Annotated in this window: 21 protein-coding genes; 16 read left to right on the top strand and 5 right to left on the bottom strand. The window is 61.6% G+C overall.

What is annotated here, in order from left to right; translation table 11 throughout:
- The first annotated feature begins 29 nt into the window (after window positions 1-29).
- From aroQ to CI807_RS09760, 11 genes are all read left to right on the top strand, one after another.
- Complete coding sequence (aroQ, locus tag CI807_RS09815; protein WP_010213488.1) at window positions 30-485, top strand: type II 3-dehydroquinate dehydratase; 456 nt, start codon at window positions 30-32, stop codon at window positions 483-485.
- Between the two features lie 24 nt (window positions 486-509).
- On the top strand, window positions 510-971 hold the full coding sequence (gene accB / locus CI807_RS09810; protein WP_095014532.1) for an acetyl-CoA carboxylase biotin carboxyl carrier protein: 462 nt from the start codon (window positions 510-512) through the stop codon (window positions 969-971).
- Window positions 972-988: 17 nt separating this feature from the next.
- Window positions 989-2,350, top strand: a complete 1,362-nt coding sequence (gene accC / locus CI807_RS09805) for an acetyl-CoA carboxylase biotin carboxylase subunit (RefSeq protein WP_010213490.1) — start codon at window positions 989-991, stop codon at window positions 2,348-2,350.
- A 288-nt stretch (window positions 2,351-2,638) separates the two neighbouring features.
- Window positions 2,639-3,517 carry a 50S ribosomal protein L11 methyltransferase gene (gene prmA / locus CI807_RS09800; protein ID WP_095014531.1) on the top strand — a complete coding sequence of 293 codons (879 nt, stop codon included), beginning with the start codon at window positions 2,639-2,641 and terminating at the stop codon, window positions 3,515-3,517.
- Between the two features lie 30 nt (window positions 3,518-3,547).
- Window positions 3,548-4,762, top strand: a complete 1,215-nt coding sequence (locus CI807_RS09795) for a DUF3426 domain-containing protein (RefSeq protein ID WP_095014530.1) — start codon at window positions 3,548-3,550, stop codon at window positions 4,760-4,762.
- Between the two features lie 185 nt (window positions 4,763-4,947).
- Window positions 4,948-5,961: a tRNA dihydrouridine synthase DusB gene (dusB, locus tag CI807_RS09790; protein WP_016976994.1), complete on the top strand. Its 1,014-nt coding sequence runs from the start codon at window positions 4,948-4,950 to the stop codon at window positions 5,959-5,961.
- Window positions 5,958-6,278 carry a DNA-binding transcriptional regulator Fis gene (fis, locus tag CI807_RS09785; RefSeq protein ID WP_002555375.1) on the top strand — a complete coding sequence of 107 codons (321 nt, stop codon included), beginning with the start codon at window positions 5,958-5,960 and terminating at the stop codon, window positions 6,276-6,278. The genes dusB and fis overlap by 4 nt, the downstream gene beginning before the upstream one ends.
- Before the next feature lie 82 nt (window positions 6,279-6,360).
- Window positions 6,361-7,968, top strand: coding sequence for a bifunctional phosphoribosylaminoimidazolecarboxamide formyltransferase/IMP cyclohydrolase (gene purH / locus CI807_RS09780; RefSeq protein WP_095014529.1), 1,608 nt, complete (start codon window positions 6,361-6,363; stop codon window positions 7,966-7,968).
- 242 nt (window positions 7,969-8,210) lie between these two features.
- The gene (gene purD / locus CI807_RS09770; protein ID WP_016976992.1) at window positions 8,211-9,503 is read left to right on the top strand and encodes a phosphoribosylamine--glycine ligase; all 1,293 of its coding nucleotides are present in this window, start codon (window positions 8,211-8,213) and stop codon (window positions 9,501-9,503) included.
- Between the two features lie 100 nt (window positions 9,504-9,603).
- The gene (locus CI807_RS09765; RefSeq protein WP_095014528.1) at window positions 9,604-12,375 is read left to right on the top strand and encodes a hybrid sensor histidine kinase/response regulator; all 2,772 of its coding nucleotides are present in this window, start codon (window positions 9,604-9,606) and stop codon (window positions 12,373-12,375) included.
- Between the two features lie 176 nt (window positions 12,376-12,551).
- Window positions 12,552-13,148: a MarC family protein gene (locus CI807_RS09760; protein WP_003171467.1), complete on the top strand. Its 597-nt coding sequence runs from the start codon at window positions 12,552-12,554 to the stop codon at window positions 13,146-13,148.
- Here the strand turns inward: CI807_RS09760 and CI807_RS09755 are convergent.
- The 5 genes from CI807_RS09755 to cobG all read right to left on the bottom strand — a co-directional run bounded on the left by CI807_RS09755 (window position 13,145) and on the right by cobG (window position 18,494).
- A complete protein-coding gene (locus CI807_RS09755) occupies window positions 13,145-13,924 on the bottom strand; it encodes a hypothetical protein (RefSeq protein WP_095014527.1) in 780 nt (259 codons plus the stop codon). The two genes, CI807_RS09760 and CI807_RS09755, sit on opposite strands and share 4 nt — an antisense overlap.
- 236 nt (window positions 13,925-14,160) lie before the next feature.
- A complete protein-coding gene (gene cobJ, locus CI807_RS09750; RefSeq protein ID WP_095014526.1) occupies window positions 14,161-15,798 on the bottom strand; it encodes a precorrin-3B C(17)-methyltransferase in 1,638 nt (545 codons plus the stop codon).
- A complete protein-coding gene (locus CI807_RS09745) occupies window positions 15,798-16,529 on the bottom strand; it encodes a precorrin-2 C(20)-methyltransferase (protein WP_095014525.1) in 732 nt (243 codons plus the stop codon). Before CI807_RS09745 ends, cobJ begins: the two co-directional genes overlap by 1 nt.
- Window positions 16,529-17,155 (bottom strand): precorrin-8X methylmutase, encoded by a 627-nt coding sequence (locus tag CI807_RS09740; RefSeq protein WP_016976987.1) that lies wholly within the window; start codon window positions 17,153-17,155, stop codon window positions 16,529-16,531. The genes CI807_RS09745 and CI807_RS09740 overlap by 1 nt, the downstream gene beginning before the upstream one ends.
- Window positions 17,148-18,494 (bottom strand): precorrin-3B synthase, encoded by a 1,347-nt coding sequence (gene cobG / locus CI807_RS09735; protein ID WP_095014524.1) that lies wholly within the window; start codon window positions 18,492-18,494, stop codon window positions 17,148-17,150. Before cobG ends, CI807_RS09740 begins: the two co-directional genes overlap by 8 nt.
- A gap of 38 nt (window positions 18,495-18,532) precedes the next feature.
- Here cobG and cbiE point away from each other — a divergent pair, with 38 nt between their 5' ends.
- From cbiE to CI807_RS09710, 5 genes are all read left to right on the top strand, one after another.
- Window positions 18,533-19,738, top strand: a complete 1,206-nt coding sequence (cbiE, locus tag CI807_RS09730; RefSeq protein ID WP_095014523.1) for a precorrin-6y C5,15-methyltransferase (decarboxylating) subunit CbiE — start codon at window positions 18,533-18,535, stop codon at window positions 19,736-19,738.
- Window positions 19,735-20,454 carry a cobalt-precorrin-6A reductase gene (locus CI807_RS09725; protein WP_095014522.1) on the top strand — a complete coding sequence of 240 codons (720 nt, stop codon included), beginning with the start codon at window positions 19,735-19,737 and terminating at the stop codon, window positions 20,452-20,454. The genes cbiE and CI807_RS09725 overlap by 4 nt, the downstream gene beginning before the upstream one ends.
- A gap of 370 nt (window positions 20,455-20,824) precedes the next feature.
- Window positions 20,825-21,121, top strand: coding sequence for a type II toxin-antitoxin system RelE/ParE family toxin (locus CI807_RS09720; protein ID WP_095014521.1), 297 nt, complete (start codon window positions 20,825-20,827; stop codon window positions 21,119-21,121).
- Between the two features lie 9 nt (window positions 21,122-21,130).
- The gene (locus tag CI807_RS09715; RefSeq protein WP_095014520.1) at window positions 21,131-21,421 is read left to right on the top strand and encodes an addiction module antidote protein; all 291 of its coding nucleotides are present in this window, start codon (window positions 21,131-21,133) and stop codon (window positions 21,419-21,421) included.
- A gap of 97 nt (window positions 21,422-21,518) precedes the next feature.
- Window positions 21,519-21,914 (top strand): DUF2946 domain-containing protein, encoded by a 396-nt coding sequence (locus CI807_RS09710; protein ID WP_095014519.1) that lies wholly within the window; start codon window positions 21,519-21,521, stop codon window positions 21,912-21,914.
- The last annotated feature ends 7 nt before the right edge of the window (window positions 21,915-21,921 follow it).

Raw genomic sequence — 21,921 nt, 5'->3', positions numbered from 1 at the left:
GTACCCACATCAATAACAAGGAACAGCCGATGGCGACCTTACTGGTTCTTCACGGACCCAACCTGAACCTGCTTGGCACCCGTGAACCGGGCGTCTACGGGGCAGTCACCCTGGACCAGATCAACCTCGACCTGGAGCGCAGGGCCCGTGAAGCCGGCCACCATCTGCTCTACCTGCAAAGCAATGCCGAGTACGAATTGATTGATCGCATCCATGCCGCGCGTGGCGAAGGCGTGGACTTTATCCTGATCAATCCCGCCGCTTTTACACATACAAGCGTTGCATTACGTGACGCGTTGCTGGCGGTGAGCATCCCATTCATCGAAGTGCATTTGTCGAACGTGCACAAACGCGAAGCTTTCCGCCATCACTCCTACTTCTCCGACGTTGCGGTAGGTGTGATCTGCGGCCTTGGCGCCAGCGGTTACCGACTGGCCCTGGAGGCCGCCCTGGAACAACTTGAACAACCGGCCAAGCGCCCCTGACCGACCCTTGGGAGTTGATGATTCATGGATATCCGTAAAGTTAAGAAACTGATCGAACTGCTGGAAGAATCCGGTATCGACGAGCTGGAAATCAAGGAAGGCGAAGAGTCCGTACGGATCAGCCGCCACAGCAAGACTCCAGCCCAGCAGTTCTACGCGCCACAGATGCAAGCACCCGCTCCGGTTGCTGCTCCAGCCGCCGCACCTGCTGCTGCCGCTGCACCTGCCGCCGCACCTGCTCCTGCGCTGAACGGCTTCGTGGTCAAGTCGCCAATGGTCGGTACCTTCTACCGCACCCCGGCACCGACCTCGCCAGCCTTCGTTGAAGTCGGCGCAACCGTGAAAGTGGGCGACACCATCTGCATCGTTGAAGCGATGAAGATGATGAACCACATCACTGCAGAAAAAGCCGGCGTCATCGAATCCATCCTGGTAGAAAACGGTCAGCCGGTTGAGTACGACCAGCCGCTGTTCACCATCGTTTGAACCGCGGAGCGCCTTCGATGTTGAAACCTGCGAAGAAACTGCAAAAAGTCCTGATCGCCAACCGCGGCGAGATCGCGCTGCGTATCCTGCGCGCCTGTAAGGAAGAGGGCATCAAGACCGTCGCTGTTTACTCGACGGCCGATACCGAATTGATGCACGTGAAACTGGCGGACGAAAGCATCTGCATCGGCCCGCCACTGGCCACGAACTCGTACCTGAAAGTCTCGAACATCATCGCGGCCGCGGAAGTGACCGGCGCTGATGGCATCCACCCTGGCTACGGCTTCCTCGCGGAAAACGCCGATTTCGCCGAACAGGTGGAAAAGTCCGGGTTTGCCTTCATCGGCCCGAAAGCCGAAACCATTCGCCTGATGGGTGACAAGGTTTCTGCCAAGGACGCGATGATCGCGGCCGGCGTGCCAACCGTTCCAGGTTCCGACGGCCCGCTGCCGGAAGACGAGGAAACCGCTCTGCGCATTGGTCGCGAAGTCGGCTACCCGGTGATCATCAAGGCCGCCGGTGGCGGTGGTGGTCGCGGCATGCGCGTGGTGCACAAGGAAGAAGACCTGATCGAAGCGGCCAAGCAGACTCGCTCCGAAGCGGGCGCCTGGTTTGGCAACCCGATGGTCTACCTGGAGAAGTACCTGACCAACCCACGTCACGTGGAAGTGCAAGTACTGTCCGACGGCCAAGGCCACGCCATCCACCTGGGCGACCGCGATTGCTCGCTGCAACGTCGTCACCAGAAGGTTCTGGAAGAAGCTCCGGCACCGGGCCTGGATGAAAAAGCGCGTCAGGAAGTACTGGCTCGTTGCGTCAAGGCGTGCATCGACATCAACTACCGTGGCGCGGGCACTTTCGAGTTCCTTTACGAAAACGGTCGTTTCTACTTCATCGAGATGAACACTCGTGTGCAGGTAGAGCACCCTGTGTCGGAGATGGTCACCGGTATCGACATCGTCAAGGAGATGCTCAGCATCGCCGCCGGCAACCCGCTGTCCTTCACCCAGGACGACGTGAAGATGCACGGCCACTCCCTGGAGTGCCGCATCAACGCCGAAGACCCGAAAACCTTTATCCCAAGCCCTGGCCTGGTCAAGCATTTCCACGCGCCCGGCGGCAACGGCGTACGCGTGGATTCGCACTTGTACAGCGGCTACAAGGTTCCGTCCAACTACGACTCGCTGATCGGCAAGCTGATCACCTGGGGCGCTACCCGCGACGAGGCCATGGCCCGTATGCGTAACGCCCTGGACGAAATCGTGGTCGACGGCATCAAGACCAACATCCCGTTGCACCGGGACCTGGTCCGCGATGAAGGCTTCTGCGAAGGTGGTGTGAACATTCACTACCTGGAACACAAGCTGGCCAACCAGTAAGTGCTCTGAAACAACAAAGCCGCCTCCGGGCGGCTTTGTTGTTTCAGAGCACTTACTGTGTAGGAGCCGGCTTGCCAGCGAAAATCGTTAACGATAGCGCGGGGCATCAGAAAGAAACGCGGTGCCTGTGAGTTTTTCGCCGGCAAGCCGGCTCCTACGGGTCCGCTACGTACAATGCCGATTGTTCAACGCATCCAGCACAGTCGTGTTATTACGCCGGCTCGCGTAAACTTGCGCCCTTTCGCGACCCACCCCGTCGCACATTCAATTTTTTCAAAGGTGCCCGCCATGCCTTGGCTGCAAGTCCGTCTCGCCATCAGCCCAGAACAAGCCGAAACCTATGAAGACGCTTTCCTCGAAGTCGGCGCGGTCTCGGTGACCTTCATGGACGCCGAAGACCAGCCGATCTTCGAACCGGAACTCAACACTACGCCGCTGTGGTCCCACACCCACTTGCTGGCCCTGTTCGAAGACGGCACCGATGCTGCCGCCGTGCTGGCCCATATGGAATTGCTCACCGGCGGCCCGCTGCCAGAGCATCACAGCGAAGTCATCGAAGACCAGGACTGGGAACGCAGCTGGATGGACAACTTCCAGCCGATGCGTTTCGGCCAGCGCCTGTGGATCGTGCCAAGCTGGCACGCCGCGCCCGAGCCGGACGCGGTCAACCTGCTGCTCGACCCAGGCCTGGCGTTCGGCACCGGCACCCACCCCACGACCGCGCTGTGCCTGGAGTGGCTGGACGGCCAGGACCTGACCGACAGCCACGTGCTGGACTTCGGCTGCGGCTCGGGGATCCTGGCAATTGCCGCCCTGTTGCTGGGCGCCAAGGAAGCCGTGGGCACCGATATCGACGTGCAGGCCCTGGAAGCCTCCCGTGATAACGCTGGTCGCAACAACATTCCTGAAGGCAAATTCCCACTTTACTTGCCAGAGCAACTGCCCCAAGTAAAAGCCGATGTGCTAGTGGCGAATATTCTTGCCGGCCCGCTGGTGTCCCTGGCGCCGCAGTTGTCGAGCCTGGTCAAGCCAGGCGGACGCCTGGCGCTGTCGGGCATCCTGGCCGAGCAAGGCGAAGACGTCGCTGCCGCCTACGCGAAGGATTTCGAGCTGGATCCGATCGCCAACCGCGATGGCTGGGTACGCATCAGCGGTCGTCGGCGCTAGAATGAGCGCTTGCCTGAATCGGATGGCCGCATGACCGACAGTTTCGTCACCCAGTGCCCGCATTGCCAATCGCGCTTTCGCGTCAGCCACGCTCAGTTGAGCGTGGCCCGTGGCGTGGTGCGCTGCGGCTCGTGCCTGCAAGTGTTCAATGCCGCTCGTCAGTTGCTGGAGCAGCGCGCGGCCGGCACAACCACGCCCGAGCCGCCGGCTGCGGTTGAGCCAGAGCCACCACGGGCCATCAGCCAGAAACAGTGGACCGCCGAAGAGCTGGACCTGGACAACCTGGACCTGGACGAAGAACTGGCCAAACTGGAACGCCGCGAGATTCAGCACACGCTGCCTGTCGGTGCAGACCGTCGCCAGCCCGGCACCGACCGCCGCCAAAAGGAAGAGTCCTTCAGCGCCAGCCGCGACACGGTCAAGGCCGAAGAGGAAATGTGGGCGGCAAGCCTGTTCAGCGAGCCGCCTGAAGAACGCATCCGCGTCACTGAAGACGAGCCTGTACCTGCGACCCAGCAGCGCACCGAACCGTCCATGTCGTTGCACACCGACGACCTCGGCGATGAGCCGCCACTGCGCTCAACGCCGGACGATGACGACCCGCCGTTCACGCCACTGACCCAATCGGCCGATGACGTAGAACCCGAAGAACGCCCCAAACCGCGTCGCAAGCGCTCGCGCGCCGAAACGAGCGTGCAAGACGACCAACTGCTGGACCTGGAAGACGACCCGCTGCACCTCTACGCGCAGAAACGCCCGTCGAGCTGGGGCCGTCGCCTGATCTGGCTGTTGCTGGTACTGATCGCCGCCGCCGGACTTGCAGGCCAGTACATCGCCTATCAATTTGACGACCTGGCCCGCCAGGACACTTATCGCCCGTGGTTCCAGCAACTGTGCCCCACACTGGGCTGCACCGTGCCATCACGGGTCGATATCGCCCACATCAAGAGCAGCAACCTGGTGGTGCGCAGCCACCCGGATTTCGCCGGGGCACTGGTGGTGGACGCGATCATCTATAACCGCGCAACCTTCTCCCAGCCCTTCCCGCTGCTTGAACTGCGTTTTGCCGACATGAACGGCAGCCTGATTGCCAGTCGTCGCTTCAAACCCGCCGAATACCTCAGCGGTGAGCTGGCCGGTGTCAGCGAAATGCCCTCGCAAACCCCGATCCATATTTCCCTGGATATCCTCGATCCGGGCAACAAAGCCGTGAATTACAGCCTGAGCTTTCACTCGCCCGAGTGAATCGCTTCATGCATAGAGATTTGACGGCAGGTTATTGACTTTCGCCTGCGCAACCAAACCTGTGGCGATAAAGAAATAACTGTTCAGATTTTATCCAATTCAGCCTTTATCCAGTCATCGAGAGCGGGTATCATGCCAACCCTTTTTCGAACTCTAATGATCCGGCCCCACAACAGGGAAGTCCTATGTCGGCGGTACGCATCGGCCCATATACATTGCAGAACGGCTTGATCCTCGCCCCTATGGCGGGCGTCACCGACCAGCCCTTTCGTCAGCTATGCAAGCGTTTGGGCGCGGGTCTAGTAGTCTCGGAAATGGTCACCAGCGACATGAGCTTGTGGAACACCCGCAAATCGCGGATGCGCATGATCCACGAAGGTGATCCCGAGCCCCGCTCGGTACAGATCGCCGGTGGCGATGCACAGATGCTGGCGGATGCGGCCCGGGCCAACGTGGAGTTGGGGGCGCAGATCATCGACATCAACATGGGCTGCCCGGCCAAGAAGGTCTGTAACAAGGCCGCCGGCTCCGCGCTGTTGAAAGATGAGCAATTGGTTGCCGAGATCCTGCAGGCCGTTGTCGCCGCAGTGGATGTGCCGGTCACCCTGAAGATCCGTACCGGCTGGGACCGGGACAACAAGAACGGCCTGACAGTGGCAAAGATCGCTGAACAGGCAGGCATTACAGCGCTGGCAGTGCATGGCCGCACCCGCGCCGACCTTTACACCGGTGAAGCCGAGTACGACACCATCGCTGCGATCAAGCAGGCGGTATCGATGCCGGTGTTTGCCAATGGCGACATCGACTCTGCCGAGAAAGCCCGGCGCGTGCTGCACGCGACCGGTGCCGATGGTTTGTTGATTGGCCGGGCTGCCCAGGGGCGGCCGTGGATTTTTCGTGAAATCGAGCATTTTCTGCGTACTGGCGAAGTATTGCCGGCACCGGAGCTGATCGAGGTGGAACGTATTCTGCTAGAGCATCTGGCCGCCCTGCACGCCTTCTATGGAGACGTGATGGGAGTACGCATTGCTCGAAAGCATGTGGGCTGGTATCTCGCAACCTTGCCGGGCGCCAGGGAGTTTCGCGCCCACTTCAATCGTTTGGATGATACGGAAGCACAGTGCGCCAACGTTCGTGAGTTCTTCAGCGAGCGTTACAAGAGCCTGGGGACAGGGGACGGAGAGGGGGTGGCCGCATGACGATGATGACCGAGACTTTAGTGAGTGGAACAACACCCGTGAGCGACAACGTCAATTTGAAACAGCACCTCAACACGCCGAGCGAAGAAGGCCAGACCCTTCGCGGGAGTGTCGAGAAGGCGCTGCACAATTATTTCGCCCACCTTGAGGGCGCTTCCGTCACGGACGTGTACAACCTGGTGCTCTCCGAAGTCGAGGCGCCCTTGCTCGAAAGCGTGATGAACTACGTCAAGGGCAACCAGACCAAAGCCAGTGAGCTGCTGGGCCTCAACCGTGGCACCTTGCGCAAAAAGCTCAAGCAATACGATTTGCTGTAAGCATTCAATCAAACCAGAAAGGCGCCCGCGTAAAACCGGTCGCCTTTTTTGCTGACTTCCTTTGCTTTTGATGGAAATTGAAATGACCGACCAGACTACCCGCCTGCCGATCCGCCGCGCCTTGATCAGCGTTTCCGACAAGACCGGGATCCTCGAATTTGCCCGGGAGCTGGAAGCCCTGGGCGTGGAAATCCTCTCCACGGGCGGGACCTTCAAACTGCTGCAGGACAACGGCGTGGCCGCAGTGGAAGTGGCGGACTACACCGGTTTCGCAGAAATGATGGACGGTCGGGTCAAGACCCTGCACCCGAAAATCCACGGCGGCATCCTCGGCCGTCGCGGCACCGACGACGCGATCATGGCCGAGCACGGCATCAAGCCGATCGACCTGGTGGCCGTTAACCTCTACCCGTTCGAAGCAACGATCTCCAAGCCTGGCTGCGACCTGCCCACCGCCATCGAAAACATCGATATCGGTGGCCCGACCATGGTGCGTTCGGCTGCCAAGAACCACAAAGACGTGGCCATCGTGGTAAACGCCAGCGATTACGCCAACGTGCTCGAAAGCCTGAAAGCCGGTGGCCTGACCTACGCTCAGCGCTTCGACCTGATGCTCAAGGCGTTCGAACACACCGCCGCCTACGACGGCATGATCGCCAACTACATGGGCACTGTTAACCAGGCGGCTGAAACACTGTCCACCGAAGGCCGCAGCCAGTTCCCGCGTACCTTCAACAGCCAGTTCATCAAGGCCCAGGAAATGCGCTACGGCGAGAACCCGCACCAGAGCGCGGCGTTCTACGTGGAAGCCAAGCCGGCTGAAGTGGGCATCGCCACCGCGACCCAACTGCAAGGCAAAGAGCTGTCCTACAACAACGTGGCCGACACCGACGCCGCGCTGGAATGCGTGAAGAGCTTCGTCAAGCCGGCCTGCGTGATCGTCAAGCACGCCAACCCGTGCGGCGTGGCCGTGAGCCCGGACGCTGAAGGCGGTATCCGCCAGGCGTACGAGCTGGCCTATGCCACCGACACCGAATCGGCGTTCGGCGGCATCATCGCCTTCAACCGTGAACTGGATGCCGAGACCGCCAAGGCGATCGTCGAGCGTCAGTTCGTTGAAGTGATCATCGCCCCAAGCGTGAGCGAAGAAGCCCGCGCCATCGTTGCCGCCAAAGCCAATGTGCGCCTGCTGGCCTGCGGCGAGTGGTCGGCCGAGCGTGCGGCTGCCTGGGACTACAAGCGCGTCAATGGCGGCTTGCTGGTACAGAGCCGCGACATCGGCATGATCGGTAGCCAAGACCTTAAAGTCGTGACCAAGCGCGCACCGACCGAGCAAGAGATCAACGACCTGATCTTCGCCTGGAAAGTGGCCAAGTACGTTAAGTCCAACGCCATCGTCTACGCCAAGAACCGCCAGACCATCGGTGTCGGCGCCGGCCAGATGAGCCGCGTGAACTCGGCGCGTATCGCCGCGATCAAGGCTGAACACGCTGGCTTGCAAGTCGTGGGTTCGGTGATGGCTTCCGATGCGTTCTTCCCGTTCCGTGACGGCCTGGACAACGCTGCGAAAGCCGGTGTTACCGCCGTGATCCAACCGGGTGGTTCGATGCGCGATGCAGAAGTCATCGCTGCCGCTGATGAAGCCGGCATCGCCATGGTCTTCACCGGCATGCGCCACTTCCGCCACTGATCCAACTCGATAGAGATGTGAGAGCGGGCTTGTTGTGGCGAGCGGGCTTGTCCCGCGTTGGGCTGCGCAGCGGCCCCAATCAAGCAGAACGCGGTGCGTCAGATAATCTGCGGTGTTTGGTTTTAGGGCTGCTTCGCAGCCCAACGCGGGCGGTGCGACGATTCGACAAGCCCGCTCGCCACATGAGTTCGGCGCCACATTGAAGCGCTTCAGCAGCGCCTACAGAATTTGAGGTTTTTGAAATGAATGTTTTGATCATTGGCAGCGGTGGCCGTGAACACGCCCTGGCCTGGAAAGTTGCCCAGGACCCGCGCGTCCAGAAAGTATTCGTAGCACCCGGCAATGCCGGTACCGCCATTGAAGCCAAGTGCGAGAACGTCGCAATCGACGTGCTGGCCCTTGAGCAGCTGGCCGACTTTGCTGAAAAGAATGTTTCCCTGACCATCGTCGGTCCGGAAGTGCCATTGGTTGCCGGCGTCGTGGACCTGTTCCGCAGCCGTGGCCTGGACTGCTTCGGCCCGACCGCTGGCGCTGCCCAGTTGGAAGGCTCCAAGGCGTTCACCAAGGACTTCCTGGCGCGCCACAAAATCCCGACCGCCGACTACCAGAACTTCACCGAGATCGAGCCGGCCCTGGCTTACCTGCGTGAAAAAGGTGCGCCGATCGTGATCAAGGCCGATGGCCTGGCCGCCGGCAAAGGCGTGATCGTTGCCATGACCCTGCAGGAAGCCGAAGACGCCGTGCGCGACATGCTCGCCGGCAACGCGTTCGGTGACGCCGGTTCACGCGTGGTGATCGAGGAATTCCTCGACGGCGAAGAAGCCAGCTTCATCGTGATGGTCGACGGCAAGAACGTCTTGCCAATGGCCACCAGCCAAGACCACAAACGCGTCGGCGACGGCGACACCGGCCCGAACACCGGCGGCATGGGTGCCTACTCCCCTGCCCCGGTGGTCACCGCCGACGTGCACCAGCGCGTCATGGACCTGGTGATCTGGCCGACCGTGCGTGGCATGGCCGACGAAGGCAATGTGTACACCGGTTTCCTGTATGCCGGCCTGATGATCGACAAAGCCGGTAACCCGAAAGTCATCGAGTTCAACTGCCGCTTCGGTGACCCGGAAACCCAACCGGTGATGCTGCGCCTGCAATCGAGCCTGGTGTTGCTGGTGGAAGCTGCCCTGGCCCAGGCCCTGGACAAGGTAGAAGCCCAGTGGGATCCACGTCCGAGCGTTGGCATTGTGCTGGCGGCCGGTGGCTACCCTGCCGACTACGCCAAGGGCGACGTCATTGAAGGTCTCGACGCCGCTGCTACGCTGGAAGGCAAAGTGTTCCACGCGGGTACCGCGCTCAAGGACGGCCAGGTTGTGACAGCCGGCGGCCGTGTGTTGTGCGCCACCGCCATGGGCGCCAGTGTCGACGCCGCGCAGCAACAGGCTTACAAGCTGGCTGCAAAGATCGACTGGAAAGGCTGCTTCTATCGCAAGGACATCGGCTATCGCGCCATTGCGCGGGAGCGTGGCGAGAAACAGTAAGTCGCTATCCGTTCGGCTAGGCAGGGGCCTCTGGCCCTTGCCGTATGCAGCCCTACCCGCGCATAGTTAACCGTGCATCAACCTACGAAGGGATTTCGCCGTGCGCTGGCTCAGGATCGCCATAGGTTTTACTGTCAGTCTGCTGACACTGCTCTGCTTGTTCCCGGCCCAGGCCGCCGCACAAGGCAGTGGCTGGGCAGTATTGCTTGATGAACAGGCCGACCTGCAACTGAGCGACATCCGTTCCTCGCGCTACACCAATCAATTCAGCCCCATCGAACTGGACCGCATTACCGCCGCGGAACCGGACGGTGCGTTGTGGGTGCGTTTCAAACTGCAACCCGGCAAGCACGAACAAGTGCTGCGGGTCTTTGCTCCGGATTTGTCCCACCTGAGCCTCTATGTACTGGACGGCGACACCCTGGTGGAGCAGCAGAGCACCGGCACACGCCAGCCCCAGGCGGAGCGCCCATTGCCGAGCAGCGACTTCATGCTGCCGATGCCCCAGAGCCAGAAACCTTTAGAGGTCTACCTGCGCCTGGTCTCGGAACATGAGCTGCGCCCCTATATCACCCTGGAACCGGCCGTGCTTGCCGCCGCCGACCAGACCCAGACGCTGATCTACGGCCTGCTGTTCGGCTGTCTGCTGATGCTGATCCTGCACAACATCACCCGTTTCGCCTACCACCGCTCGCGCAGCAGCCTGTGGCTGGCGGCCTGCGAAATCCTGCTGATGCTCAGCCTCGCACTGCTGCTCAACCTGATCGGCCCCTGGCTGCCCAACTGGCACGCAATCCAGACCCCAGGCGCCTATCTGGCCCTGCTGCTGACGGCGCCGTGCGGATTGATGTTTGCCTACCGTTTCTTCATGCCCCTGGGCCCACACCCGCTGAACAAGCTGTTGATGGCCGACATCCTGTTCATCGTGCTGTGCGGCTTGCTGCTGTTGTTCGTCAACACCCTGCCGCTGAACATCATCACCTATGCCCTGGTGGCCCTGGCTGGCTTGAGCATGTTGTTTGTCTCGGCCTATCACTGGCAGAAAGGCTACCGTCCGGCACGCCTGTTCGTGGCGGCGATGGTGGTGTTCAACATCGGCACGCTGATCATTTTGCCGGCGCTACTGGGTCTGACGATGGTTTCGCCTCAGGGCCTGATCGTTACGTTGCTGGCCTTCATCTGCCTTAGCGGCCTGTTGATGAGCCTGGCACTGGGCGAACGCCAGCGCGCGATTGTTGAAGCGCGCTTCAGCCTCAGCCGCGACCTGGCGGCAAGCAACGCAGAGATTGCCGCCAAGGCAGAGTTCCTGGCCAAGATCAGCCACGAAATCCGCACGCCCATGAACGGCGTGCTGGGCATGACCGAATTGCTGCTGGGCACACCGCTGTCGGTGAAACAGCGCGACTACGTGCAGACCATCCACAGTGCAGGCAATGAACTGCTCACGCTGATCAACGAAATCCTCGACATCTCCAAGCTGGAGTCCGGCCAGATCGAACTGGATGACGTGCAGTTCGACCTCAACGCGCTGATCGAAGACTGCCTGAGTATTTTCCGCGCCAAGGCCGAGCAACAGAACGTCGAACTGATCAGCTTTATCCAGCCCCAAGTGCCCCGCGTGATCAGCGGCGACCCGACGCGCCTGCGCCAGGCCATGTTGAGCCTGCTGGAAAACGCCCTGCAAAAGACCGACGAAGGCGAAGTGCTGATCGTCGTCGCACTGGACGACCGCAGCACCAAGCCGCGCCTGCGCATCGCCGTGCAAGACAGCGGCTTGCCGATGGAAGCCGCCGAGCGTGACGCCCTGCTGCACAGCGAACTGCACAGCAAGAATTTCTTCTCCGCCACCCGCCTGAACGGTCACCTGGGCCTGGTCATCGCCCGCCAGTTGATCCTATTGATGAACGGCGAATTCGGCATCAAGAGCGGCAGCCACCAGGGCAGCACCTTATGGCTGACCCTGCCGCTGGACCCGGAACGCCTGGAGCACCCGACCTCCGACCTCGACGGCCCCCTCAAAGGCGCGCGAGTGCTGGTGGTGGACGACAACGACACCTGCCGCAAAGTGCTGGTGCAACAATGCTCGGCCTGGGGCCTCAACGTCAGCGCCGTGCCTTCGGGCAAGGAAGCCCTGGCACTGCTGCGCACCAAGGCGCACCTGCGCGATTACTTCGACGTGGTGCTGCTGGACCAAAACATGCCCGGCATGACCGGCATGCAACTGGCGGCGAAGATCAAGGAAGACCCGAGCCTGAACCACGACATCCTGTTGATCATGCTCACCGGCATCAGCAACGCGCCGAGCAAGATCATCGCGCGCAATTGCGGGATCAAGCGCATCCTCGCCAAACCCGTGGCCGGCTATACGCTCAAGACCACCCTGGCCGACGAACTGACCCAGCGCAGCAAGGGCAACGTCCCACCCCGCCCGGTCCTCAATGCCCCGGCGGCCATCACCGTGCCGACGGATTTCCGCATCCTCGTGGCCGAAGACAACAGCATCTCCACCAAGGTGATCCGTGGCATGCTCGGCAAGCTCAATCTCAACCCGGACACTGCCAGCAATGGCGAGGAAGCGCTGGAAGCGATGAAAGCCCAGCGCTATGACTTGGTGTTGATGGACTGTGAAATGCCGATCCTCGATGGCTTCTCGGCCACCCAGCAACTGCGCGCGTGGGAAGTCAGCCACCAGCGTATTCGCACACCGGTGGTGGCGCTGACGGCGCACATTCTGTCGGAACATAAAGAGCGTGCGCGCCAGGCCGGAATGGACGGGCACATGGCCAAGCCGGTGGAGTTGTCGCAGTTGCGTGAGCTGGTGGAGTTCTGGGTGGCGCAGCGCCAACAGCGGCCCGAGCACGCCCCTTCCTGATTGAAACAAACCTTCTGTAGGAGCGAGCTTGCTCGCGAAAAATGCAAGCTCACGGCGTGCAACCTGATGAGCTGCGTCATCGTTAACACACTTCGCGAGCAAGCTCGCTCCTACAGTGGAACACAGGCCTGATAGACTCCCCTAGGATTTCCTCCTTCTACCGCGAGCCGCCCCCCATGCTCCACGTGTTATTCAGCGTCTACCTGAAAATGCTGGTGCTCTACAGCCCGTTCTTCGTGCTGTCCTGCTTTATCAGCCTCACCCGTGGCTACTCCAGCAAAGAACGGCGGCGCCTGGCGTGGAAGGTGGCGTTGGCGACCCTGGTATCGAGCGTGTTGCTCTACTTGTTCGGCCGCGTGATCTTCAGTGTATTCGGCATCACCGTCGACGCCTTCCGCATCGGTGCCGGCAGTGTGCTGTTTATCTCCGCCCTGGGCATGGCCCAAGGCAAGTCGGCGGTGCAGACCGACAACGTGCAGCAGGACGTGACCATCGTGCCGCTGACCATCCCCCTCACCGTCGGCCCCGGCACCATCGGTGCGCTGCTGGTGATGGGCGTGAGCCAGCCGCACTGGGATGACAAGCTCACCGCCATCCTCAGCATCGCCCTGGCCAGCCTCACGGTGGGTGTGGTGCTGTACCTGTCCAACCGCATCGAACGCATCCTCGGTGACCAGGGCTTACAGATTGTCAGTCGGTTGATGGGGTTGTTCGTGTGTGCCCTGGCCGCGCAAATCATCTTCACCGGTGTGCGCGGTTACCTGGTGCCTTAGATCCGGTATTTGGCGATAGCCGACTGCACCTTGTCACCCGCACTCTCGCGCATCAGTTGGATCGTCTTTTCGTTGACCACCGAGGTATTCAGCACCAGGCACGTCTGCCCGCTGAAGGCCTCGAACGAGGAACTGTCCCATTCCAGGAAAGGCAGACCCACCTGTTTGCTCACGCCATGGCTGCTGTAGGTCACCAGCACCATCATCAGTTCGCTGTCTGTTTCTGCACAGGACGCCAGGCCGAAATCACCGCCCTGGTGTACCGCGCTGTTGCGCTTGAACAGCTCGAAAGTCCCAGGTGCCTGCTTCAACGCCTCCAATGCATCGGCCGCCAATTTCGGCAAAACGCTCAGCAAGTGGCCGGACAATGATGTCGACGCCAGCAGGGCCGCGATGATGTTCAACGCCGCCAATTGTACGGTCAGGCCCTTGCCGGAACGCGAAACCCGTTCGAAGCGGCTGCGCACCGGCAACCAACCCAGGCTGACCATTACCTTGATGAATTCGTCGTACCAGCGTTCGGTGCCACGCGGGACTTTCAACACATCGCTGACGTAACTGCTGGCCAGCAAATAGCTTTTACGCACGTACTCCCGGTTCAACCCGGACAAGCCTTCGGCAAACGAGATGACGCCGTTGTTGACCACGGCGGCATTGAAGTCGTCCTCGATGTCCAACGGTAGCGCCGCGTGTTTGCCGGACGCTCCCGGTAGCTTGTAGGCGGCAATCAACGTGCGCCTTTTTTTATTGTTGATCCTTCTGTGATGTCGCTCCATTTTGGTTCTCCACAAGCACCCCAACTCGGGGCTTATGTCCACCCTAGTCCACTGGCTGAAGCGTTTTCCAGACGACAAACATCCCTTGGCGCACCCCGTCAAACCGCGCCGCCCAGCAATCACGCGGCATGCCTGGCGGGCTTCCGGATTTCGTCGCAGAAAAAAGAAAAAGCCCCGGACAACACCAGGAAAATCCCTGGGTCATTCGGAGCTTTCAGGCGCCTGTTGGGCGGCTTTCAGGTGGCGGGTTTCTCGCCGTACCAGCGCGGTGTGTACACCCACTCACCGCCACCGGCACGCGGGAAGGTGACGGTGGTGGACGAACCGATCAGCACCATGGTGCGCATGTCCACCTGCTCCGGCGTCAGTTGCCCCAGCGTGGTGACACGCAGGGTCTGCCCCGGCCGACCGATATCACGGCCCAGCACCACCGGCGTTTCAGGCGTGCGGTGCAGCGCGACGATTTCCAGGGCACGCCCCAACTGCCACGGCCGTGAACGCGAAATCGGGTTGTAGAACGCCAGCGCGAGGTCGGCCTGGGACGCCAGGTCCAGGCGTTTTTCAATGATCGACCAAGGCTTGAGGTTATCCGACAGCGACATCACGCAGAAGTCATGCCCCAACGGCGCGCCCGCCTGGGCGGCGGTAGCGAGCGAGGCCGAAACGCCCGGCAGGATTTCCAGGTCGACCTGGTGCCAGGCCGGATCGCTGGATTCGTGCAGGGCTTCGATCACCGCAGCGGCCATGGCGAACACGCCGGGGTCGCCGGACGACACAACCACCACCGAGCGACCTTGGGCCGCCAGTTCGAAGGCATGGCGGGCACGCTGCATTTCTTCGCGGTTGTCGGTGCAATGCTGCACCTGGTCGTCACGGAAGGGCCCGGCCATGCGCACGTAGGTTTCGTAACCCAACACATCGGTGCAGCGTGCCAATTCAGCCTTGACCGCTGGCACCATCAACTCAGCGGCGCCGGGGCCCAGGCCGATCACGGCCAGACGACCACGCACACGGCCGACTTGCGACAGGTCCAAGGGTTGCTCGGCAACGTTGATGACGATATCGGCGTCCTGGGTGACGCTGGCAAAACGCAGCGGTACACCCAGCTCCAACGCCGCTTCATGCAACGACACTTCGGCCATCTGCGTATCACTGGCCAGCAGGCACGCCAGGGATTGCACGGCGATGCCCGCCTCATGCAACCCAGTGCGCACACGCTCAGCCAGCTGCGCACCTGGCTTGCAGGTCACGCTGATGGTCTTCGGGTAGATCAGCAACTCATTGGCGGCAGGCGTGCGCTCGGCACTGCCCACATGAATCGCCAGGTGTGCCTGTGGGTCCTGGGGCAGGTTGGCCTGGTCCAGCCACGGCGCGGCGCCTTCGATGCGCACGCTTTCGCCGGCCAGCAGGTCGGAGACAAAACGCTTGCCCAGCTCCAGGTCGGCCAGTTCATAACCCGCTGGTGGATTGAGCAGGCAGGTGCCGAAACGCAGCTCGCCACTGGTGGTGATCGCAGCAGCTACGTTCAACGCAGCGGCGATTTCGCGCGCCATGACATTCACACCGCCAAGGCCGCCAAGCAACGGCACCACCGCGCTGCCGTCTTCGGCCACGGCCAGCACGGCGGGTTCTTCGCCTTTTTCCAACAGCAGCGGCGCCAGGGTACGAATAACGATACCGGCCGCGCACAGCGCAATCAGCGGCGTACCTTGCTGATACAGTTGGCGCAGGGTCGCGCCGAATTCACTGTAGGCCTGGTCCGCGCCGTCGACCCGTCCGGCCAGGCCGTGGATCAACGCGCCGGGGTACACCTGCTGGATCTTGCGCGCAGTGGCCAGGCTGCCCTGGCCCAGAATGACAATCGCCGGGCTCATCAACCTTGCCACCGTTCACCGGGCACGATGATCAGCGAGAAGTACGGCGACGACGATGGATCGACCTGATCCAGCGGCACGATCTTCTGGTTCGCCATGGTGGCGCGTTCCACATACAACGCACGTCCGGCCAGGCCGAGCTCTTCCAGCACCTGGCGCACCTTCGGGAAGTTGCGACCCAGCTTCATGATCACGGCCGCATCGGCATCCGCCAGGCGGCGCTTGAGGTCTTCATGGGGCAATACACCCGAAAGAACTGACAGGCTCTGATTGCGATACACCAACGGCGCCCCCAGCACCGAGGCACCGCCGAGCATCGAACACACACCTGGAATCACCTGCGCTCCATAGCGCTCGGCGAGGCGGTCGTGCAAGTACATGTAAGACCCATAGAAGAACGGGTCACCTTCGCAGATCACCGCCACGTCACGGCCCGCGTCCAGATGTGCGGCGACGTCAACGCTGGCGGCGTCATAGAAATCGCTGATCACCTGCTCGTAGGACATCGGCGCCGGCAACACTTCGGTGGTCACCGGGTACACCAGCGGCATCAGCGTCTGTTGCGGCACCAGGTGATCTTCGATGATGCCAAAGGCGTTGCCCTTCTTGCCCTTGGCCACGAAGTACGCCACCACGGGCGATTCGCGCAGCAGGCGCAGGGCCTTGAGGGTGATCAGTTCCGGATCACCAGGGCCCACGCCCAGGCCGATCAAACGTCCGCGTGCCTGCATTATTCGACCTCCGTGGCCAAGGCATTCACCGCAGCGGCCGCCATGGCGCTACCGCCCAGGCGGCCCTGCATGATCACGAACGGCACGCCACGGCTGTCGGCGGCCAGCATCGCCTTGGATTCAGCGGCGCCGACAAAACCGACTGGAAAACCGAGGATCAACGCCGGTTTCGGCGCGCCCGCATCCAGCATTTCCAGCAGATAGAACAACGCGGTCGGTGCATTGCCGATCACCACCACACTGCCTTCCAGGTGCGGACGCCACAGCTCCAGGGCGGCGGCGGAGCGGGTGTTGCCCAGTTCGCGCGCCAGCTCCGGCACGCTGTCGTCGCGCAGGGTGCAGATCACTGGGTTATTGGCCGGCAAGCGTGCGCGGGTCACACCTTCGGAAACCATCCGCGCATCGCACAGGATCGGCGCGCCCGCGGCGAGCGCATCGCGCCCAGCCTTGCCCGCGCCCTCGGAGAACTGCAGGCCGTCGATGGCGTCGACCATGCCGCAGGCATGAATCACCCGCACCGCGAGTTTTTCCAAGTCAGCCGGGATGCGGTCCAACTTGGCTTCCGCGCGAATAATGGCGAAGGAGTTGCGATAGATCTCCTGACCGTCGCGGATGTAATCAATCATCGGTGTTGCTCCGTGGGCGAGCGCGCAGCAAGGCGCCCGTCGCTTCAATAGAAAGGTTGCGTGCGTGCAGCCGGCCGAAACCGGGGTGGGCTGCCTCGCGGAAATAGAGGTCGTAGTGGCCGGGGCTCACCGCCAGCAAGGTCACCGGCGCGGTGTGTGCGGCGGCGCAAGAGCGCGGGCAGCCGGACAGGTGCACGTTGTGCCCGGTGTCCAGGGCAGCGAGTTGGACGGCGTCGGCCTTGGTGTCGGCCAGGGCCTTGCCGCAGCCGCTGGAGCCGGTACAGGCGGTCATGCGCGACAGGGGCTGGTCGATTGAGCAAAGAAAACCGAGCTGCGCCAGGTGTTCGGTCACGGCGTGCGGTTTTTCGACATTGGGCAGCAGCACCCCCTGCCAGGGGGTGAAGCGCAGCGTGCCGTCGCCGTACTCACTGGCCAGTTGCGCGGCGCCCCTGAGCATCGTCGCATCCAGGCGGCCCAAGGGTGCGATGGCGGCGACGTAACATTGGTTCTTTTGCGCTTGTGGATAAGTGCCAAGGTGCAGCAAAGCGCCACTGGGCGGGCGTTTGAAGCCATCGACAGGCAGCAGCGGCAGGCTTAGACGACTCAGCAAGTTATCCACAGACAGATGCCGCATGCGGGTCTGTTCGGGAGTGGCAATATCGAGAAATGCTTCCAGCACGGCCACCACCAGTGCATGGCCCTGGTCCAATGGCACGGCGGCCAGCGGTGCATCCAGCCCCGGACAACCTGCCAGACCAAAGGCGAGAAGCGTCTCGCCATCGCGCACGAACGCAGACAGCCACAGGTCATGGTGATGTTCGAGCATCGCCAACGCCTCACCGCCATCCAACTGTACGGCGAACTTGGCCGACAACTCATGAAAACGCGGGTGGCTTTGCAGGGTATTCAGGATCTGTTCGGCCAGCGGGCGCGTATCGAAGAGCATCTGCGGATCGATCCCGGCGCTCGGGCTGAGCATCAGGTTGCGCACGTCGTCGCCGGCGGCATTGCTGGGGCCGAGGTCGGCTGCCAGCAGCATCGCAATCAGCGCGCTTTCTTCAGTGCCAATCCCACGAATCTGCAGATTGGCGCGGTTGGTCGCCTCGATCACGCCGCCCGCATAGGCCTGGGCGGCATCCGCCACCGCGTGGGCTTGGGCGGTAGTGATCGAACCACCGGCCAATTTGATCCGACAAATGCCGCCGTCCAGCGCCTGGACAATACGCAGCAACCCCGGACAAGCCGAGGGGCGCAAGGTATTGACAGCGGGCGTTGGGTTCACGGGGCTACCGGTTGATGGGTAAAGGCGCGGTATTATGCCTGCTTTGTCCGGCGGCATGAAAAGCCTGCCCGTCGGATGTCGTTCAAGGAGTTGTTATGTCGCCCTGGCTGACGGTTGTAGGCATCGGTGAAGACGGCTTCAAGGGGCTCGGCAGGAATGCCCGGCATGCCCTGTTGCGCGCCACGCGGATTATAGGTGCTCAGCGCCAGTTGGACCTGTTGCCGGTGTGTATTCGCGGCGAGCGTGAGTTATGGCCGAGCCCGTTTTCCCTGGAACCGGTGCTGGCGCGGCGCGGCGAGCCGGTGTGCGTGTTGGCCAGTGGGGACCCGATGTTCTATGGCGTGGGCGCGAGCCTCGCGCGACAGGTGGCGGCTGAAGAGTTGCTGATTTTGCCGGCGCCTTCGTCGGTGTCGTTGGCAGCGGCGCGGTTGGGCTGGCCGTTGCAGGACGTGGTGACCTTATCCGTGGTCGCCCGGCCGTTGGCGGCGCTGAATGCTCATCTGGCCAGTGGCGTGCGGTTGTTGGTGTTGAGTAATGACGGGCGGAGTCCGGCGTTGATTGCCTCGTTGCTGGCTCAGTCCGGCTTCGGGCCGAGCCGAATGAGTGTGTTTGAGCACTTGGGCGGCACGCATGAGCGGCGCATCGACGGGCAGGCAGTTGATTGGCAACACGCGGCAGTCGCCGATTTGAATCTGGTTGCCATCGACTGCGTGGCCTCTGACGAAACACCCCGTCTGTCGCGCCTGGCAGGCCTGCCGGATTCAGCCTTCAAACACGACGGCCAACTGACCAAACGCGACGTACGCGCCATGACCCTGGCCCGTCTCGCGCCGATGCCCGGCGAACTGCTGTGGGACGTGGGCGCGGGCAGTGGCTCCATCGGGATCGAATGGATGCGTACTCACCCGAGCTGCCGCGCCCTGGCGATTGAAGCGGATGAAGGTCGCCAAGGCCTGATCGAACACAACCGCGACGCCCTCGGCGTGCCGGGCCTGCAACTGGTTCGCGGCAAAGCGCCCGAGGCTTTAAGCGGCCTGGAGGCACCGGACGCCATCTTCATCGGCGGCGGCGTCACCCGCGACGGCGTGCTAGATACCTGCTGGCAAAACCTGCGGCCGGGCGGACGCTTGGTCGCCAACGCCGTGACCTTGCAAAGCGAAATGACCTTGATGGACTGGCGCGCCCGGCATGGCGGCGAACTGACGCGTATCCATGTCGCCCAAGCCCAGCCGCTGGGGGAATTCGATACGTGGCGCCAAGCGTTGCCGATTACCTTGCTGGAAGTGGTCAAGCCGCTATGAAGCGCATTCTGCTGCTGGGTGGCGTGACTGAGGCATTGGCGATTGCCCGCACCTTGGGCCCGGAACATATCTACAGCCTGGCCGGCGTAGGGCGCGTGCCCACCGACCTGACCTGCCAAGTGCGGGTCGGAGGTTATGGTGGCGCTGAGGGCTTGGCACAGTTTGTTCGGGATGAGGGGATTAGCCTGATTCTCGACGCGACCCATCCGTATGCGGCGCAGATCAGCCGCAATGCTGCCGAGGCTGCGCGGTTGAGCAGTGTGCCGTGTTGGGCGTTGCGCCGCCCGGCGTGGCAGCCGCAGGCGGGGGATGACTGGCGGGAAGTCAGTGATTGGGCCTCATTGATTGAAGCACTTAAGCCCTTCATGCGTCCGCTGTTCACGTTGGGGCGCGAGCCGTTGCAGCATCTTGATGAGATCCCAGCGGAGCAATTCTGGACGCTGCGCGCACTGGATGTGTATCCGGGGAATGAGCGGTGTGAAGTGATCGGGGCGCGGGGACCGTTTTTGATTGAGGATGAGCGCGCGCTGTTCAGGCGCCGCGGGATTGATGTGTTGATCAGCAAGAACAGCGGTAGCACCGCCACAGAACCAAAGCTGGAAGTGGCAAGAGAGCGAGGCGTGCCGGTGCTTGTATTGAAACGCCCCGCTCTGGCAACCGTCGACCGAGAGTTCACCAACGTCCAAGACCTCCTGCATACACTGCAATCCTTGTAGGAGCTGGCTTGCCAGCGATGAGGCCCGTACGCTCACCGCAAGTCTCAGGGACCTCATCGCCGGCAAGCCGGCTCCTACAATGGGGACGTGGCGTGTACGCGATCCGCCAGCAGCTGAGCCAGCTCAATCAATTGCGCAACGCCGAGCAATTCCTCTCGTTTCAAATAACCCGCAAAATGACCAAGCATTTGGCCTTCTCATAAAAGCCGAATCCCCCTACAAACACTTCCGAACGAGCTGGCTGGTTCAGCAAAAAGCCCCCGCCCTAACCTCTCTCCTCGCGAATTCGCACCAGCATCCGCGATGGAGATGCACTGTTTTCACAGTGCGTCGCACTTGCCATGATGTATCCCAAGGAATACGATCCGAGATGATTGATTTCAATGAAACCATTGAGTTCGTCCAATGGCTGGAGGCCGTTCGGGATCCATTCGCAAAAGTGCGTGTTGTGAAGAGAATTCGAATGGCAGAAGCCGGAAACTTCGGTGACTGTGAGCCTGTAGGTGATGGGGTGTCCGAGATGCGAATCCACTACGGTCCTGGGTATCGCGTTTACTTCACTCGTCGAAACAAGGCGGTTTATTTGCTGCTAGTCGGTGGTGACAAATCAACACAAAGCCGGGACATCAAGCGTGCAAAGCAAATTGCATTAAACCTTGGCAATTAGGAATGACTCATGAGCGAATCCTATACTCGCTTCGACGCGGCAAAATATTTGAAAACCCCTTTGGAAATGGCCGCCTACCTGGAGACCTGCTTTGAAGACGATGCAGGCGATGGTCTCTTGATTCGCACCGCTCTCAACGATATCGCCCGCGCCCAAGGCATGACCCAAATCGCCCGCGACGCCGGTCTCGGCCGCGAAAGCCTATACAAAGCCCTCTCCGCCACTGGCAATCCCGAATTCGCGACTATCATGAAAGTCATGAAAGCGTTGGGCCTGAAGCTTCACGCCACCGCTATCTGATAGCAGTGCGACACCAAACCACATGCCCTGTTTTTACTTATCTCCTACGATCAGGCTAAATACCCCCCTGATCGTTTAACCCTACGGATTGTCCGCCATGGCCCGTCAACGCTTCGCAATCGCCTGGATCGCCTGCCTCGCAGTGCTGTTCAACGCCTTTGCCATGCCGATGGCCAGCGCAATGCAACAGTCCCAGGACCCGGTGCAGCAGTTGCTGTGGGGCAGTTTCTGTTCCTCCAATGGCGCTACGCTCAAGACTATCGCCCTGGGCAAGCTGGAGATTCCGGCGCCGCAGCAGGATGATCATTCCACCATGCAGCATTGCTGGTGTTGCTCGGGCTCGGCGCCGTTGGTGGCGTTGCCGGGGCATGTGCCGCAGTTGTATCTCACCCAATTCAGTACCTCCCAGAGCTTACCGTCGCCCCGGCTGCAAAGCCCGACCCCGCGCCAGCAATGGCCAAGCCTCAACCCCCGCGCCTCTCCAACGGTCTGATTTTCTT

This window comes from Pseudomonas sp. NS1(2017), from assembly GCF_002269425.1.
Taxonomy (GTDB): Bacteria; Pseudomonadota; Gammaproteobacteria; order Pseudomonadales; family Pseudomonadaceae; genus Aquipseudomonas; species Aquipseudomonas reactans.
The sequence above is the reverse complement of the archived record's forward strand: the minus strand, read 5'-3'. Positions and strand labels throughout refer to the sequence as shown.

Coding starts and splice junctions, on each gene's coding strand:
- aroQ (WP_010213488.1), top strand. CDS start 30: ATGGCGACCTTACTGGTTCTTCACGGACCCAACCTGAACCTGCTTGGC.
- accB (WP_095014532.1), top strand. CDS start 510: ATGGATATCCGTAAAGTTAAGAAACTGATCGAACTGCTGGAAGAATCC.
- accC (WP_010213490.1), top strand. CDS start 989: ATGTTGAAACCTGCGAAGAAACTGCAAAAAGTCCTGATCGCCAACCGC.
- prmA (WP_095014531.1), top strand. CDS start 2,639: ATGCCTTGGCTGCAAGTCCGTCTCGCCATCAGCCCAGAACAAGCCGAA.
- CI807_RS09795 (WP_095014530.1), top strand. CDS start 3,548: ATGACCGACAGTTTCGTCACCCAGTGCCCGCATTGCCAATCGCGCTTT.
- dusB (WP_016976994.1), top strand. CDS start 4,948: ATGTCGGCGGTACGCATCGGCCCATATACATTGCAGAACGGCTTGATC.
- fis (WP_002555375.1), top strand. CDS start 5,958: ATGACGATGATGACCGAGACTTTAGTGAGTGGAACAACACCCGTGAGC.
- purH (WP_095014529.1), top strand. CDS start 6,361: ATGACCGACCAGACTACCCGCCTGCCGATCCGCCGCGCCTTGATCAGC.
- purD (WP_016976992.1), top strand. CDS start 8,211: ATGAATGTTTTGATCATTGGCAGCGGTGGCCGTGAACACGCCCTGGCC.
- CI807_RS09760 (WP_003171467.1), top strand. CDS start 12,552: ATGCTCCACGTGTTATTCAGCGTCTACCTGAAAATGCTGGTGCTCTAC.
- CI807_RS09755 (WP_095014527.1), bottom strand. CDS start 13,924: ATGGAGCGACATCACAGAAGGATCAACAATAAAAAAAGGCGCACGTTG.
- cobJ (WP_095014526.1), bottom strand. CDS start 15,798: ATGAGCCCGGCGATTGTCATTCTGGGCCAGGGCAGCCTGGCCACTGCG.
- CI807_RS09745 (WP_095014525.1), bottom strand. CDS start 16,529: ATGCAGGCACGCGGACGTTTGATCGGCCTGGGCGTGGGCCCTGGTGAT.
- CI807_RS09740 (WP_016976987.1), bottom strand. CDS start 17,155: ATGATTGATTACATCCGCGACGGTCAGGAGATCTATCGCAACTCCTTC.
- cobG (WP_095014524.1), bottom strand. CDS start 18,494: ATGCCGCCGGACAAAGCAGGCATAATACCGCGCCTTTACCCATCAACC.
- cbiE (WP_095014523.1), top strand. CDS start 18,533: ATGTCGCCCTGGCTGACGGTTGTAGGCATCGGTGAAGACGGCTTCAAG.
- CI807_RS09725 (WP_095014522.1), top strand. CDS start 19,735: ATGAAGCGCATTCTGCTGCTGGGTGGCGTGACTGAGGCATTGGCGATT.
- CI807_RS09720 (WP_095014521.1), top strand. CDS start 20,825: ATGATTGATTTCAATGAAACCATTGAGTTCGTCCAATGGCTGGAGGCC.
- CI807_RS09715 (WP_095014520.1), top strand. CDS start 21,131: ATGAGCGAATCCTATACTCGCTTCGACGCGGCAAAATATTTGAAAACC.
- CI807_RS09710 (WP_095014519.1), top strand. CDS start 21,519: ATGGCCCGTCAACGCTTCGCAATCGCCTGGATCGCCTGCCTCGCAGTG.